We start from the raw sequence: 14,441 nt of genomic DNA, 5'->3' as shown, positions 1-14,441 counted from the left end.
GCAAAGATAGCGTTTATTTTGCGTTGTCTGTCGCTCTTTCTGTATGACCCCTTTCACGATACACATATTGCTGACTAAGGGAGGCATTTGCCCGAGATATAAAAAGCCCCACTACGGGAGGGGTAGCGGGGCTGTATCGGGTTGATCGGGTATTACACCGCTTCTGCTACGCCGCGGAGCGTCTTGGCAGCCTCAACCATGGCTTCCAGCGCTGCTTTCGTTTCAGGCCATGCGCGGGTTTTCAGTCCGCAGTCGGGGTTTACCCAAAGCTGTTCAGCCGGGATAACGGCTTTCGCTTTTTCCAGCAGCTTTACCATTTCTTCTTTGCTGGGCACGCGCGGTGAATGGATGTCATACACCCCTGGGCCGATATCGTTGGGATAGTTGAAGTTGGCAAACGCATCGAGTAGTTCCATCTGCGAACGCGACGTCTCAATGGTAATTACGTCGGCATCCATGGCAGCGATGTGTTCGATGATGTCGTTGAACTCCGAATAACACATGTGCGTATGGATTTGTGTATCGTCTTCCACATTGGATGAAGACACGCGGAACGCACGGACTGCCCAATCGAGGTAGGCTTTGTGATCGGCCTTACGTAGCGGCAGTCCCTCGCGGATGGCGGGCTCGTCGATCTGAATAATCTTGATACCGGCTTTTTCCAGCGCCTGCACCTCATCGAGGATAGCCAATGCAATTTGATACGTGGTTTCCGATCGCGGTTGGTCGTTGCGCACGAATGACCATTGCAAAATGGTTACCGGGCCGGTCAACATGCCTTTTACAGGACGGTCGGTGAGCGTCTGTGCGTAAGCCGACCAGTAAACGGTCATATCATTCGGACGGGAAACATCGCCATAAATAATGGGCGGCTTCACACAGCGCGAGCCATACGACTGTACCCAGCCATTTTTGGTAAAGGCATATCCGGACAATTGTTCGCCAAAGTATTCCACCATATCGTTGCGCTCAAACTCGCCGTGCACCAGCACATCGATGCCGAGTTCTTCCTGCAGACGTATGGTCCGCTCGGTCTCTTCGGCGATAAGCCTATCGTATTCTTGTTGTGTAATCGCGCCCTTTTTGAGGTCAGCACGCCATTTGCGTACGTCCCTTGTCTGTGGGAATGAGCCGATGGTGGTAGTGGCGAATGCTGGCAGGTTAAACCGGGCCTGTTGTTTCGCCTTTCGCTCGGCAAACGGGCTCGTGCGCTTCGCGTCTTCATCCGTGATGTTTTTTACCCGCGTTTTCACATCGTCGCGGTGGATGAGGGAAGAGGTGCGGCGGCTTTGCTGCGCGTCGCGGTTGGCCTCGAAACGGGCTGTAACAGCGCTGCTAGCATCATCTGTAGCCAATGTGGCCAAGTCGGTTACTTCCGTAAGCTTTTGTTTTGCAAAAGCAAGCCAGTTTTTAACCTCGGCCGGCAGTGACTGCTCGTTATCTTCCAGATCCAGGTCGAACGGAACGTGCAGCAACGAACTGGACGGAGCAACCCATACCCGGTCGGCACCCAGCGCGTCGACTGCCTGTTTGATCTTTTGGAGCGATGCCTCATAATCATTTTTCCAGATATTGCGACCATCCACCACACCAAGCGACAAGCTAAGGCCGGCAGGCACGTTGTTCAGCAATTCGTTAAGTTGGTTTTCGCCGCGCACCAGGTCGATATGGAGCGCTTGTACGGGCAAACTCAATGCGGTACGCGCGTTTTCGCGCAACGATTCAAAGTAAGTTGCGACAACGAGCTTGCTGCCCTTTGCTGCAGCGGCAAGACGCCCGTATACCGCTTGGTAAAGCGCGCGTGTCTTATCGTCGATATCCAGCGCGAGGAACGGCTCATCAAACTGTACCCATTCAGCTCCCGCTTGGGCCAGTTTGCCGAGAATTTCTTCGTATACCGGCAACAGGCGGTCGATTAAGTCGAGGCGATCGAAGCCGGCTTCTTTCTCTTTGCCCAATAATAAGTAAGTGATTGGGCCGATCAGCACCGGCTTAGTGGTGATGCCCAGTTGTTTTGCCTCATTAAATTCGCTGACCGCCTTTTCGGAGGTAAGCCGAAATTGCTGGTCTTTAACAAATTCGGGGACAATGTAATGGTAGTTGGTATCGAACCATTTGGTCATTTCCATGGCGGTGACGTCCAAGCCATCTTGCTGAAAGCCGCGGGCCATCGCAAAATATAAATCAAGGTTATAGGAAGAAGCTCCTTCCAGCGTGAACCCTTGATAGCGGGCGGGAACTGCACCAACAGTAAGCGTGAGGTCCAGAACTTGGTCGTAGAACGAAAAGTCATTCGAAGGAATCAGGTCTATGCCTGCCTCCTGTTGGGTCTTCCAATTGCTCTCCCGGATGGCTTTTGCGGCTTGAAGCAGCTCGTCCCGTCCGGTCTTCTTTGCCCAATAGGCCTCATTAGCTTTCTTAAGTTCGCGTAAGGCTCCGATGCGCGGATAACCCAAATTATTGGTTTTTAACATGAGATATAAATAAAGTATGACAATTTACAACACCGCTGTTTACTATTGCTTTGGGGAGAGGGCACAAGGTGAGTTGTGTCTGCTTATTTTTCCCGCCTACCAGCGGGTAGAATTTAGCACCTTGTCTGGTGACAGGTTGCTAAGGCTTCACAGGGTCCATTCCCTCTGCCTTTCTCCATAAGCGGCGGCTAATATCGGAATTAGGATTGGAATTTGCAAAAATAATTAACTCACCAACAGCTTATACCCCTTGCCATGCACGTTTACGATTTCTACTTTGGGGTCATCGCGAAGGTATTTACGGAGTTTGCTCAAGAATACGTCCATACTCCGGCCGTTGAAGTAATTATCGTCATGCCAGATTTTGAGCAGGGCCTCTTCCCGGGTAAGCACGTCATTTTTTTTGAGGCAGAGCAGCCGCAGCAGTTCGGCTTCTTTGGTCGACAGCTTTTGCTGTTGCCCGTTGTAGGTAATCTGCTGGGTAACATAATCGAAGTGGTAGTCGCCAATCCGGAATTTATCGGGAAACTCTTCTTCGGCCTGCTTTTCCCTTGATGCCCGTTTGAGCAAAGCATTGATGCGGAGCAGCAGCTCCTCCACGCGGAATGGCTTGGTGATATAGTCATCGCCACCGAGACCGAAAGCTTCGGACTTGTCTTCCATCATCCCTTTAGCGGTAGCGAAAATGATGGGTATGTCGGCGTTGATTTTACGGATTTCCTTGCCCAGTGTGAATCCGTCCTTGCGGGGCATCATGACATCGAGAATGCAGAGGTCAAATTTTTCCTTGTTGAACTGGCGGAGCCCCTCGTCCCCATCTTTGCAGAGCACAACCTCAAATTTTCCCTTAAGCTCCAAATAGTCTTTTAAGATGTCGCCCAGGTTGGGGTCGTCTTCGGCTAATAGAATTTTCATAGAATAATTTGTTTTGTCGGCAAAGATGTTTCGTATGCGATCATTGTTCCTGATTTGTTAAGGGGCTGCTAAGCGGATTTTTATGAAATGTTTCCCTATCCTTTAAGGGGCAGCGTGATATCAAAGGTCGTCCCTTTATCCTTTTCGCTTCTGACCTGCACCTTTCCGCCGCATCGTTTCACGATATCGCTGACGTAACTCAGGCCAAGTCCGAATCCTTTAACGTCGTGCCGATTGCCGGTAGGAATACGGTAAAACTGGTCAAAAATCTTGGACAATTGGTCCCGGCTCATCCCAATACCCTTATCCGCTACCGTAATTTGTATCTGTTTGCCGATGTTTTTTGTCCTGATGGTGATTTCGGGGTGATCCTTGCTGTATTTGATCGCGTTGTCGACCAAGTTGAACAGCACATTGGACAAGTGCAACTCGTCTCCAACGACCACTGCGTTGGTAGCATCAAGGTGTGTATACACCTTGGCTCCGTTCTTCTGCAATTGGAGCTCCATGCTATCTACTACGGCTTGGGCCAGGTCATTGATGTCCACGTCACGGTGCTCCAGTTTCAAATTGTCCTTTTCAAGGCGGGCAATGTTGAGCACGCGCTCGATGTGGTTGCCCAAGCGCACATTTTCGTCATAGATGATGTTTGCCAGGCGCGCCGCCCGGGTTTGGTCGGAGGCGATCTCAGGATCACGCAGCGATTCGCTGGCAATCATGATGGTGGCCACCGGCGTTTTGAACTCATGGGTCATGTTGTTGATGAAATCCGTTTTCATCTCAGATATTTTCTTCTGGCGCAGCATAGTGAAAATTGTATAGGTAAAACAACCGATCAGCACCAGCAAAAGGGTTCCCGACGAAAACAGCATGACGGCCATGTTGCCCATGACGAGGTTGTTTTTGTTGGGGAAGTACACGGAAAGGTGGCCGGAAGAGCTTTCATTGTCTGCCCGGAACAACTCCGTGGAAAACAGACTCATCGTCGAGGGATCTTCCGCTAAAAAGTTGGCGAAGGAATATAAGGTCGTATTCTTGTCCTTTATTTCAAGGTTGAATGCAGACTTGATGCCCCTGCTCCCCAATTCCTTTTCCAGCTCCCGTTTAATATACGCGACATCTATCCGCTGGCTCAAAGGGCGTTTGGCCAGTTCAATTTCGGCAGCGTAGTCTTTGACAAGCTGTGGGTTCTTGCCGCTAAGTATCGCGATGGTATCCAACAGTGTGTTGGCCTGCAGCAACTGAAGCCGCCGTTCTTTGAGGGCGATTTCGTTTTTTAGCTTCAGATCATGCCGCGGCGGGAGCGTTTTTACGGTATACGCGTAGTTGAGGCTTCGTGAGGCGAAAGAGTTTGTGCCGACTACAACGAGGTACCTCACGCTGTCGTCCTTAGCTTTGCGCATCGGTATGCGCTTGATCGCATATATGTTTGCAGTATTGTCGTTGCGCTGTATAGCGCCGTCGATAATGTAGTTGTAGCCCAGGTCTACCTCTACTAACGTCCGGTTTGCCGGATCCTTGATGTATGTTTCATAAAAGTCGTTGCTTTCGATCGGTATAACAAATCCATACTCCGTATACAATGCCTCCTCCTGTTGCTTGAATGCCGCAAAGAGATCGGCTTGTTTTTCGCGGAGCTGTTCGATTTCCGTCTTTAGCCGGAGCTGCTCCTCCAGCTTCCGCTGCTCACGCTCCAGCTTCTCCTTGTTTTCTAGTTGAGTTTTGGCGAGTTGTATGATTTCCCTTTTCTCAGCTTTGGCGGCCACTGCGTTAAGCGCGGCCTTCACGGATTCATCAAATAGTTGCACTTTCAGGACGTATGACTGCCTGATAAAGAAATATTGCATGGCCACCACACCCAACAGGGCCACTGTCATCAACCCAATAATCAATCCGATACTTTTGTGCTTCATCCCACACAAAAATACGCAAGCTTAAGGGCAAAGCGCAGCATTTAACATATTTTAACACCGGGCGTTGGACGGGTTTGCCCTTTTTTTCTTTACTTTTGATACAACAAATTATTGACACCATGGAAAGGCTTTTGATTGCGCTGGCCATTACGATTTGTCCTTTTGCCGTTGTATTTGGCCAGAAAGAGCGCGAGAAAGGGCAAACATCTGTGTTACGCGGCGACAAGGCGGCTACTTTATTTTGGGTGCTTTCGGATAAAAGTAAGGATTTTACGGTGGATTCTACGGGAAACACCAAGCCGGTTGACACAAGGTTTTCCACCCACCCCATGCCAAACGCATATCGCGGGGATAACTGTGTGTCCATGCCCAATGTGTACCTGGGCGACGATTGTGTCCCTATGCCAAACGTATATGGGGGGCCTGCCGGCGTGCCCAGCCCGTCGGACAGCATACAACAACGCAATGCGTTGAAAGATTATTGGCGTAAAAAAGAAAACGAGAAACCGACCGTGCGGCCGCCTCGGTAACGCCGGCTGTGCCTAGTTGCCGGTTTTCGTTACATGAAGTTTTCTGCCTTTGGTGGTAAACGTATAGCCGCTTTTATCGCTAAAATACTCATCCACCGCTTTGCGACAGCCTGACCACTGGTAATAATCATCCAGGACGATTTTACCACCGATGGACAAGTTGGGTTCGATCTGTACCAGGCAGCTCATTACAGAGGCATACCAGTCGCAGTCGATATGTGCGAACGCAACGGGTTCCGTGATGTAAAGCGTATCCTCAAAATACCCTTTGATGAGCGAGATGTTGTTCTCTCCGGGGGGCAAACCAAACGCTGTCAGGTTGGCGGTTACTACGTCCAGTAAGTTATTCGTATACCCATAGTACTGATTGTTTCCAAGCCCCCTTGCTTTTCCGCTTTTGATCTCTTCATACCGCGCATGTACGTCGCCCTCATCTTTCTCCGAAGGTGGAGGAATCATCCCAAAGGCATCATAGATCCGGAATTGCCGGTGTTTTTCCTTCGCTTTACCTATTGCGATGGAGGACCCGCCGAGCGCGCATCCTGTTTCGATAAACAATCCTTCGATGTGCGCCTGCTCCACCGCCTTGGCCGCCGCGTACAGATTTAACAGGTCTTTGGATCCCAGATAGGTCAGGCGGTTGGCCATGACCTGCATGAGGTGGGCCCGCTCGTCGCCGGTAATGGCATAGAAAAGGGCAAGCGCTTTAGTTCGCAACCGTTCGGCAATCATTCAGCTTGTTTTTTCCGGCATATTGCGGCCGGTATGCAATTACGTATTACTCCGTATTTAACGTTAACGGCCTACAAATGTTTTTACCGAACGCCGAACACGGGGTGCTATCCTTATTCTACCGCTGTTACCTTAATGGTATTCGTCTTACCCTTTTTATGCAAAGGCGTCGAAGCGGTGTTGATGACAATCTGCCCGGGTTGTACCAGTTTTTTCGTTTTCAGCAGCGAATTGACATCCTGGATGCTTCCATCCGTGCTCTCGAATTTGTCATAGAAAAATGTCTTGACGCCCCAGAGCAGGCTCAATGTGTTAAGCAGGGTCGGGTTGCCGGTAAAGATATAGATGTCGGCGTTGGGGCGGAAACTGGATATTTCGAACGCTGTATAACCTGAATAAGTCATGGCTACGATGGCCGACGCATTGGTTTTTTCAGCCAAGTACACCGAGGATCCACAGATGGCATCTGGGATCATAGATGCTGCGTCATGCTCGGACTTTTTGAGGCTGTAGTAAGGGTAAGATGTCTCTTCAACATGCACAATGATTTTGCTCATTGTTTCGATCACGATTTCGGGAAACTCGCCGACCGACGTTTCGCCGCTCAGCATAACGGCATCCGCACCGTCAAGCACAGAGTTGGCCACGTCGTTCACTTCCGCACGGGTGGGACGCGGCGTGGTGATCATGCTCTCCAGCATCTGCGTAGCGATAATGACCGGTTTGGATGCATTGCGGCATTTCTTTACAATCATTTTTTGGAGCACCGGAACATCTTCCATGGGCATCTCCACACCGAGGTCGCCGCGAGCGACCATAATGCCATCCGTAACGGCAATGATAGCATCGATATTATCGATGGCCTCTGGTTTTTCAATTTTGGCGATTACGCGGGCAGACTTGCCTTTTGATGCGATGATTTCCTTTAGCCTCACAATATCTTCCGCTGTCCGGACAAAAGACATGCCGATCCACTCGACGTCATATTGGAGCACAAAGTTAAGGTTGTCCAGATCTTCTTCCGTAAGGCTGGGGATAGATACTTTCGTATTGGGCAGGTTTACACCTTTGCGTGAAGTAAGCACGCCCCCATGAACAACCTCGCACCAAACCGTATCACTGAAGTTGGTGCGCAGTACGCGCAGTTGTATTTTGCCGTCATCCAGCAGGATGATCTCCCCTTCTTTCACGTCTCGCGGAAAGTTTTCATAAGTAATATAAATGCGGCTTTCATCGCCGATCTGTTCTTTGGTGGTGATTTCCAACTGCGAGCCATTAAGTAACACGGCTCCGCCTTCCTTCATCTTGCCTATCCGGATCTTGGGGCCCTGAAGGTCGGCTAAGATACTGATGTTGATCTGGTGTTCCTGGCCTATTTCGCGTATGGTACGAAGCGTATTGAGGTGGTCTTCTTGGCTGCCATGCGAAAAATTAAGACGGCATACGTCCACGCCCTTAGCGATCATGCTGGTTAATACGTCTTTCTTGGCTGATGCGGGCCCTAAGGTGGCCACGATTTTAGTTCTTTTTTGAACCTTTTCCATTTATATAGTGTTGTTTTTTGTTTGTCGTATCACCCCTCGCTTAGGGGGAATATATGTTTTGCTTTCCAGTCCTGTCTGTTTCTTTAGTGGTGTGATAGATACACTCTGGCAAATACGCCGCTAAAATATTAGATTTTCTTTGGATTTCAATTTTTGTGGGGATATTTCGGTGGCTACCACCACTTCGGGTATTTCGGCGATGCGCTCCTGGATCGCAACGAGATCTTCCTCATCAATGAAATTTTTAATTATCAGGAAATAATCCGAGTGGCGCATTTCCGGAATCAGTACCCCCCCTTCAGTGCCCCTGTTGGCCAGCAAGTGATATTCGGTATCGGATGTGGCCGAGAAGCAGGCGTACCTGCTGAAGTATAGCCGACCTATTTGCGCGGACATCCAGATCTCGTGGTCGTCAACTTTCGCCAGCTTCAACCCGGTAAGCTTGTTGATGAAATAGCACAGGCGATAATCTTTGAGCGGAGAAGCGATCGCGATGAGTATGAAATCTAAGTCTATTTCGTATTTTAATGTGATTTTATTCAAAGTATTTTCTATATTCAACGCAAAATTACGAAAACAAAAAGTTTGATATTACAATTATACAAAGATAATGGGAGAAGTTGATGTAGCGGTTGTTCGGCAATTGGCCGACGTATAGACTTGAAAACGTATGGACTTACGGAAAATCGAGCTAAATCGTTGATATAAAAACCGTAATTTAGTTTGCCGAGGGAGCGCTGAATAATGGTTTAAAAATCAAAAACGTTTTACTATTTGCCGAAATTTATTTTTCTTTGCACAGATTTATTAAACAATTAAACTATAAAATCATGTCTGATATCGCATCAAGAGTTAAAGCAATTATCGTTGAAAAGCTAGGTGTAGACGAAAACGAGGTCACCCCGGAAGCGTCATTTACCAATGATTTGGGCGCCGACTCCCTTGACACCGTTGAGCTGATCATGGAATTTGAAAAGGAATTCAACGTAGCTATCCCAGATGACCAGGCGGAAACCATCAGCACGGTAGGACAAGCAATCGCTTATTTAGAAAAAAACGTTAACTAACTAATTTCATTAGGCTAATCGCAATAAATGGAGCTTAAAAGAGTAGTAGTAACAGGGTTAGGTGCGCTTACTCCTATTGGGAATACCGTTCCAGAATTCTGGGACAACCTTGTCAAAGGGGTAAGCGGCGCTGCTCCTATCACCAAATTTGACGCTTCGAAGTTTAAGACCCGTTTTGCCTGCGAGGTAAAGGGGTTCAACGCCGAAGAATTCATGGAGCGGAAGGAAGCTCGGAAAGTAGATCCATTTGTACATTTTGCCATAGCCGTTACTGATGAAGCGATAGCAGACGCTTCGCTTGAGTTTAAGAAGCTCAACACCAACCGTATAGGCGTGATCTGGGGGTCAGGAATAGGCGGCCTTAAAACGTTTCTTGATGAGGTAAGCGGTTTTGCGAAAGGCGACGGCACTCCCCGATTTAATCCTTTTTTTATTCCGAAAATGATTCTGGACATTGCTCCGGGACATATTTCTATGCGGCACGGGCTGCATGGGCCCAATTTTTCTACGGTGTCAGCCTGTGCATCATCTACCCATGCGCTGATAGACTCCCTTAACTACATTCGTACGGGGTTTGCCGATGTGATCATTACCGGCGGCTCCGAGGCGATTATCAATGAGGCGGGGATCGGCGGCTTCAATGCGATGCACGCCTTGTCTACCCGCAACGACGATCCAAAGACGGCCTCGCGTCCATTTGACAAAGACCGGGATGGTTTTGTGGCCGGAGAGGGCGCTGGGGCCATTGTACTGGAAAGTCTTGAGCATGCGAAAGCCCGTGGGGCTAAGATTTACGCTGAGCTTGTGGGCGGCGGGATGAGTGCTGACGCTTATCACATCACTGCATCCCATCCCGAAGGCCTTGGGGCTCGGCTTGCTATGGGCAATGCGATAGCGGACGCCCGGCTCAAGAATGAGGACATCGATTACATCAACGTGCATGGCACCTCTACACCAGTTGGCGATCCCAGTGAAATAATGGCTATCTTAGAACTGTTTGGACAGCATGCTTATGCGCTCAACATCAGCTCGACAAAGTCAATGACAGGACACTTATTGGGTGCTGCCGGCGCCGTGGAGTCTATCGCTTCGATCCTGGCTGTGAGAAACGACATCGTTCCTCCAACCATCAATCATTTTACAGATGACCCGAACCTTGACCCCAAGTTGAATTTAACATTCAATACGGCACAGCAACGGACTGTTGGCGCCGCCATGAGCAACACGTTTGGTTTTGGTGGACATAATGCAACGGTTATTTTTAAGAAGTTCGAAGCGTAGGTTTGAAGGCATTTGGGCGAAAGGGGCAGCGCCCCTTTGCTAGTTTCATCAGGTGAGTAAATAGATGCCTATTTCAAAAATTTACAAACTGCATTTTTCGTCCAATCGCCAATACGTAAAGGCGCTGAAGAATTTGCTTGGCTTTGTCCCGGGCAATCTCCACCTTTACCAATTGGCTTTTCGCCATAAGTCGGTGGCCGTGCCGGTAAAAGACGGCACAAAAAACAGTAATGAACGGCTGGAATTTTTGGGGGACGCAGTTCTTGGGTCGGTGGTTGCCGAATTGCTTTTCAAAAAATATCCTTACAAGGGGGAGGGCTTTTTGACGGAGATGCGTTCGAAGATCGTGAGCCGCGCACACCTCAACCAATTGTCCAGAAAACTGGGACTCAACGAACTTATCCAATACGACGCTCGCATGATCAACTACCCCAGTAAGCAAGGCTCTTTACTTGGCGATGCTTTTGAGGCGCTGATCGGGGCCATTTACTTAGATAAGGGGTACGTGTTTACCAAAAACTTTCTGATCAGCCGCATCATCAAGCCCCACGTTGATATCCAGACATTAGAACAGACCGAAACTAACTTCAAGAGCCGTCTGATCGAGTGGTGCCAACAGGCAGGTAAGGAGGTAAGTTTCGTCCAAACGGAAAATGCCGAAGGCGACAGTGCCAGAATCTTTACCATCGATGCCGTGGTAGACGGTGAGGTGTGCGGGACCGGCCGCGATTACAATAAAAAGAGTGCAGAGAAAATAGCCGCCGAAAAGGCTTGTGAGCTGCTTAGTGTACTTTAGTTGTTGTTTTTCGCTACCTTTGCAGCATGGCAGTGATCAAACCTTCGTTGGCAAAGGGCACACGTGATTTCTCTCCGTTGGAGATGGAAAAGCGTAATTTTATTTTTGAAACGCTGAAAAGCGTCTTTGCTAAGTACGGATACCGCGAGATACAGACCCCTTCCTTTGAGAACCTTCAAACGCTTACCGGCAAGTATGGAGACGAGGGAGACAAGCTGATTTTTAAGATTCTCAATTCCGGTGATTACCTCACTAAGGTGCCGGCAAACCTGTTGGCTGACCGTGCATCTGCACCGCTGGTTCCGCATATTGCCGAAAAGGCCTTGCGCTACGATCTTACCGTGCCGTTTGCACGGTACGTTGTGATGCGTCAGCATGAACTAACATTGCCCTTCAAGCGCTTCCAAATACAGCCAGTGTGGCGTGCCGACCGGCCGCAGCGTGGACGATACCGCGAGTTTTATCAATGCGACGTAGATGTCGTGGGTTCCGACAGTCTACTTAATGAGGCAGAGTTTATACTCATCTATCATGAAGCATTGGCCAACTTAGGGTTGACCGACTTTACGATCAAGCTGAACAACCGCAAAATACTGACCGGCATCGCGGAGATACTAGGCAAACCTGAACTGATCGTTGCAATGACCGTTGCCATCGATAAGCTGGACAAGATCGGCGTGGATGGGGTGGTAACCGAGCTCCTCGACCGTGGTTTTTCGCCGGAGGACCTAAAAAGGCTTCAGCCCCTCATTGAGCTGGAAGGTAGCAATGAGGAAAAAATTGAGCATCTAAAGCAGGTGCTTGCCCCCTCCGCCAAGGGGCTCCAGGGCATCGATGAGGTCGAAACCGTGCTGGGGTACGTGGAACGGCTGACAGGCGATAAAGCGCTCACAAACCGTTTTGTGGAGGTGGATATCACCCTAGCGCGCGGGCTCAATTATTATACCGGATGCATTTTTGAAGTAAAGACAAATGAGGTGGTCATGGGAAGCATCGGCGGCGGCGGCCGTTACGACGACCTGACAAGCATGTTTGGCTTGAAGGGGCTTACGGGCGTGGGCGTGTCTTTCGGGGCTGACCGCATCTATGACGTGATGGAGGAGCTGTCGCTTTTTCCGGCAGGAACAGGGCAGTCTACAAAGGTCCTGATCAGTAATTTCGACAAGTTGGCCGAACTGTATGCGCTACCGCTGTTGCGCAAGTTGCGCGATAAAGGGTTAGCGGCCGAACTGTATCCTGCAGCAACCAAGCTGAAAAAACAACTGGCTTATGCTGATGCCAAGCGGATTCCGTACGTCGTCCTTATCGGGGAAGAGGAAATTCAAAGCGGGCTGTTATCGCTTAAAGACATGCAGAGCGGCGAGCAGCGACGGTTGGCCGAAGAAGATCTTGTCACTCACTTAACGATGTCGTGACATGAACCTGATCGGCAACTTGGTCTGGATCCTTTTCGGTGGATTTCTTATCTGTCTGGAATACATTATCGGCGGATTCGTGTTGTGCCTGACCATTGTGGGCATCCCTTTCGGAATACAGCTGTTCAAGTTGGCTATTGCCTCATTGATACCCTTTGGCACCGTGGTGACCAACCGCCCGTCCAGTACCGGTTGTCTATTTACCTTGATGAATATCGTATGGATTGTGTTCGGTGGGATCTGGGTGGCCCTCACGCATTTCTTCTTCGGGGTGATTCTCTGCATCACGATCATTGGCATCCCCTTTGGAAGGCAGCATTTCAAGCTCATGGCGCTTGCGTTTACGCCGTTTGGGAAGTCGGTAAACTGACAGGTGAACTGACACCATCGACCTATCCGAAGATAGCTTGAAATACCTCCTCTACCTTCGCGACAGGTTTGACGCGGATGCCGTATTTGCCTGCATCTAACCCCCTTGTATTGTACTTCGATATATAAATTGTGCCAAAGCCGAGTTTTTCGGCCTCTGCTATGCGCTGTTCGATGCGATTCACGGCACGTATTTCGCCCGATAAACCCACTTCCCCGGCGAACGTCTCCGTGGTTGCCACGGGAATATCCTGCTGCGATGAGATGATTGCGGTAATCACGGCCAGGTCTATGGCGGGGTCTTCTACACGTAAGCCGCCGGCGATATTCAGGAACACATCCTGTGCACTGAGCCGGAAGCCGAAGCGCTTTTCAAGTACAGCCAGCAGCATGTTCATCCTCCGCGTGTCAAATCCGGTTGACGAGCGCTGGGGTGTGCCGTACGCGGAGTTGCTCACCAACGCCTGTACCTCGATAAGCATGGGACGCATGCCCTCTAGCATGGCGGCGATGGCAATGCCGCTCATCCGGTCTTCTCGTTGCGAGAGGAGGATTTCAGAGGGGTTGCTCACCTCCCTGAGCCCTGTCCCTTGCATTTCGTAGATACCCAGTTCGGAAGCCGAGCCAAACCGGTTTTTCACCGAGCGCAGGATGCGGTATGCATGGTGGCGGTCGCCCTCAAACTGCAGGACGGTATCGACCATGTGCTCCAGCACCTTGGGGCCGGCGATGGCGCCATCTTTAGTGATGTGGCCGATTATAAGTACCGGTATCGCCGTTTCTTTAGCAAAGCGCAGCAGCTCAGCCGTGCATTCGCGTACCTGAGACACGCTGCCTGGGGCAGCATCGATGTGGACGGAATGCAAGGTCTGTATTGAATCGATAACGATCAATTGAGGGGCAAGGACCTCAATTTGCTTGAATATATGCTGGGTAGCCGTTTCCGTGAGAATATAGCACTCCGCTTTAGACGCCTGAGAAAGCCGTTCGGCCCGCATTTTAAGTTGCTGTTCGCTTTCTTCGCCTGAAATGTAAAGGGTTTTCGTTCCAGGTATGTTGAGGGCGAGCTGCAGTAGCAGCGTAGATTTGCCGATGCCGGGCTCGCCGCCGATGAGGACCAATGAACCCGGCACGATACCGCCGCCCAGCACCCGGTTGAGTTCGCCGTCAGGTGTGACGATGCGCATTTCTTCGGCGTGGACAATCTCGTGGATCGCAGCGGCACGACTGGTCCGCTTGGCCGTGCCGGTCGCTGTTCGCCAATCCGGGGCACGTACGCCCGTTTTTGTTGCTATCTCTTCGACGAAGGTGTTCCATTCATTGCACGACGGGCACTTGCCAAGCCATTTGGCCGATTCGTAGCCGCAGTTTTGACAGAAATATGTGGTCTTTGTTTTTGCCATTG

Annotated in this window: 13 protein-coding genes and 1 riboswitch; of the genes, 6 read left to right on the top strand and 7 right to left on the bottom strand. The window is 50.1% G+C overall.

All coding sequences use genetic code 11. From position 1 onward, the window contains the following. Nucleotides 1-152: 152 nt before the first annotated feature. From metE to ACFOET_RS06145, 3 genes are all read right to left on the bottom strand, one after another. Nucleotides 153-2,474 (bottom strand): 5-methyltetrahydropteroyltriglutamate--homocysteine S-methyltransferase, encoded by a 2,322-nt coding sequence (gene metE, locus ACFOET_RS06155; protein WP_379020647.1) that lies wholly within the window; start codon nucleotides 2,472-2,474, stop codon nucleotides 153-155. Between the two features lie 80 nt (nucleotides 2,475-2,554). After that, a riboswitch (SAM riboswitch) is annotated at nucleotides 2,555-2,658 on the bottom strand. A gap of 41 nt (nucleotides 2,659-2,699) precedes the next feature. After that, entirely contained in the window at nucleotides 2,700-3,389 is a 690-nt protein-coding gene (locus tag ACFOET_RS06150) for a response regulator transcription factor (RefSeq protein ID WP_379020645.1), read from the bottom strand. 95 nt (nucleotides 3,390-3,484) lie between these two features. After that, nucleotides 3,485-5,302, bottom strand: coding sequence for an ATP-binding protein (locus ACFOET_RS06145; protein ID WP_379020643.1), 1,818 nt, complete (start codon nucleotides 5,300-5,302; stop codon nucleotides 3,485-3,487). A gap of 119 nt (nucleotides 5,303-5,421) precedes the next feature. Between ACFOET_RS06145 and ACFOET_RS06140 the strand changes: the two genes are divergently transcribed. After that, a complete protein-coding gene (locus ACFOET_RS06140; protein ID WP_379020641.1) occupies nucleotides 5,422-5,832 on the top strand; it encodes a hypothetical protein in 411 nt (136 codons plus the stop codon). 12 nt (nucleotides 5,833-5,844) lie between these two features. Here ACFOET_RS06140 and ACFOET_RS06135 read toward each other — a convergent pair whose 3' ends face one another. From ACFOET_RS06135 to ACFOET_RS06125, 3 genes are all read right to left on the bottom strand, one after another. Beyond that, nucleotides 5,845-6,564, bottom strand: a complete 720-nt coding sequence (locus tag ACFOET_RS06135) for a TylF/MycF/NovP-related O-methyltransferase (RefSeq protein WP_379020639.1) — start codon at nucleotides 6,562-6,564, stop codon at nucleotides 5,845-5,847. A 113-nt stretch (nucleotides 6,565-6,677) separates the two neighbouring features. Further along, the gene (gene pyk / locus ACFOET_RS06130) at nucleotides 6,678-8,108 is read right to left on the bottom strand and encodes a pyruvate kinase (RefSeq protein WP_379020637.1); all 1,431 of its coding nucleotides are present in this window, start codon (nucleotides 8,106-8,108) and stop codon (nucleotides 6,678-6,680) included. Nucleotides 8,109-8,228: 120 nt separating this feature from the next. Continuing rightward, nucleotides 8,229-8,651, bottom strand: a complete 423-nt coding sequence (locus ACFOET_RS06125; RefSeq protein WP_379020635.1) for an IPExxxVDY family protein — start codon at nucleotides 8,649-8,651, stop codon at nucleotides 8,229-8,231. 287 nt (nucleotides 8,652-8,938) lie between these two features. Here ACFOET_RS06125 and ACFOET_RS06120 point away from each other — a divergent pair, with 287 nt between their 5' ends. The 5 genes from ACFOET_RS06120 (at nucleotide 8,939) to ACFOET_RS06100 (ending at nucleotide 13,037) form a co-directional block, all read left to right on the top strand. Further along, entirely contained in the window at nucleotides 8,939-9,175 is a 237-nt protein-coding gene (locus ACFOET_RS06120) for an acyl carrier protein (RefSeq protein WP_079717265.1), read from the top strand. A gap of 27 nt (nucleotides 9,176-9,202) precedes the next feature. After that, a complete protein-coding gene (fabF, locus tag ACFOET_RS06115; protein WP_379020633.1) occupies nucleotides 9,203-10,456 on the top strand; it encodes a beta-ketoacyl-ACP synthase II in 1,254 nt (417 codons plus the stop codon). Nucleotides 10,457-10,520: 64 nt separating this feature from the next. Then, nucleotides 10,521-11,252 (top strand): ribonuclease III, encoded by a 732-nt coding sequence (gene rnc, locus ACFOET_RS06110; RefSeq protein WP_379020631.1) that lies wholly within the window; start codon nucleotides 10,521-10,523, stop codon nucleotides 11,250-11,252. Nucleotides 11,253-11,278: 26 nt separating this feature from the next. Beyond that, nucleotides 11,279-12,667 (top strand): histidine--tRNA ligase, encoded by a 1,389-nt coding sequence (gene hisS, locus ACFOET_RS06105; RefSeq protein WP_379020629.1) that lies wholly within the window; start codon nucleotides 11,279-11,281, stop codon nucleotides 12,665-12,667. 1 nt (nucleotide 12,668) lies between these two features. Next, nucleotides 12,669-13,037 carry a YccF domain-containing protein gene (locus ACFOET_RS06100; RefSeq protein ID WP_379020627.1) on the top strand — a complete coding sequence of 123 codons (369 nt, stop codon included), beginning with the start codon at nucleotides 12,669-12,671 and terminating at the stop codon, nucleotides 13,035-13,037. A gap of 22 nt (nucleotides 13,038-13,059) precedes the next feature. Here the strand turns inward: ACFOET_RS06100 and radA are convergent, their stop codons facing one another. After that, nucleotides 13,060-14,439, bottom strand: coding sequence for a DNA repair protein RadA (gene radA / locus ACFOET_RS06095; protein WP_379020625.1), 1,380 nt, complete (start codon nucleotides 14,437-14,439; stop codon nucleotides 13,060-13,062). Nucleotides 14,440-14,441 lie beyond the last annotated feature (2 nt).

Origin of the sequence: Parapedobacter deserti (genome assembly GCF_042646065.1) — a bacterium.
GTDB classification, from domain to species: Bacteria; Bacteroidota; Bacteroidia; order Sphingobacteriales; family Sphingobacteriaceae; genus Parapedobacter; species Parapedobacter deserti.
This window is presented reverse-complemented; position numbering and strand designations above follow the sequence as displayed.

What these genes read in the sequence shown, in the direction of transcription:
- metE (WP_379020647.1), bottom strand. Translation starts at nt 2,474, where the DNA reads ATGTTAAAAACCAATAATTTGGGTTATCCGCGCATCGGAGCCTTACGC.
- ACFOET_RS06150 (WP_379020645.1), bottom strand. Translation starts at nt 3,389, where the DNA reads ATGAAAATTCTATTAGCCGAAGACGACCCCAACCTGGGCGACATCTTA.
- ACFOET_RS06145 (WP_379020643.1), bottom strand. Translation starts at nt 5,302, where the DNA reads ATGAAGCACAAAAGTATCGGATTGATTATTGGGTTGATGACAGTGGCC.
- ACFOET_RS06140 (WP_379020641.1), top strand. Translation starts at nt 5,422, where the DNA reads ATGGAAAGGCTTTTGATTGCGCTGGCCATTACGATTTGTCCTTTTGCC.
- ACFOET_RS06135 (WP_379020639.1), bottom strand. Translation starts at nt 6,564, where the DNA reads ATGATTGCCGAACGGTTGCGAACTAAAGCGCTTGCCCTTTTCTATGCC.
- pyk (WP_379020637.1), bottom strand. Translation starts at nt 8,108, where the DNA reads ATGGAAAAGGTTCAAAAAAGAACTAAAATCGTGGCCACCTTAGGGCCC.
- ACFOET_RS06120 (WP_079717265.1), top strand. Translation starts at nt 8,939, where the DNA reads ATGTCTGATATCGCATCAAGAGTTAAAGCAATTATCGTTGAAAAGCTA.
- fabF (WP_379020633.1), top strand. Translation starts at nt 9,203, where the DNA reads ATGGAGCTTAAAAGAGTAGTAGTAACAGGGTTAGGTGCGCTTACTCCT.
- rnc (WP_379020631.1), top strand. Translation starts at nt 10,521, where the DNA reads ATGCCTATTTCAAAAATTTACAAACTGCATTTTTCGTCCAATCGCCAA.
- hisS (WP_379020629.1), top strand. Translation starts at nt 11,279, where the DNA reads ATGGCAGTGATCAAACCTTCGTTGGCAAAGGGCACACGTGATTTCTCT.
- ACFOET_RS06100 (WP_379020627.1), top strand. Translation starts at nt 12,669, where the DNA reads ATGAACCTGATCGGCAACTTGGTCTGGATCCTTTTCGGTGGATTTCTT.
- radA (WP_379020625.1), bottom strand. Translation starts at nt 14,439, where the DNA reads ATGGCAAAAACAAAGACCACATATTTCTGTCAAAACTGCGGCTACGAA.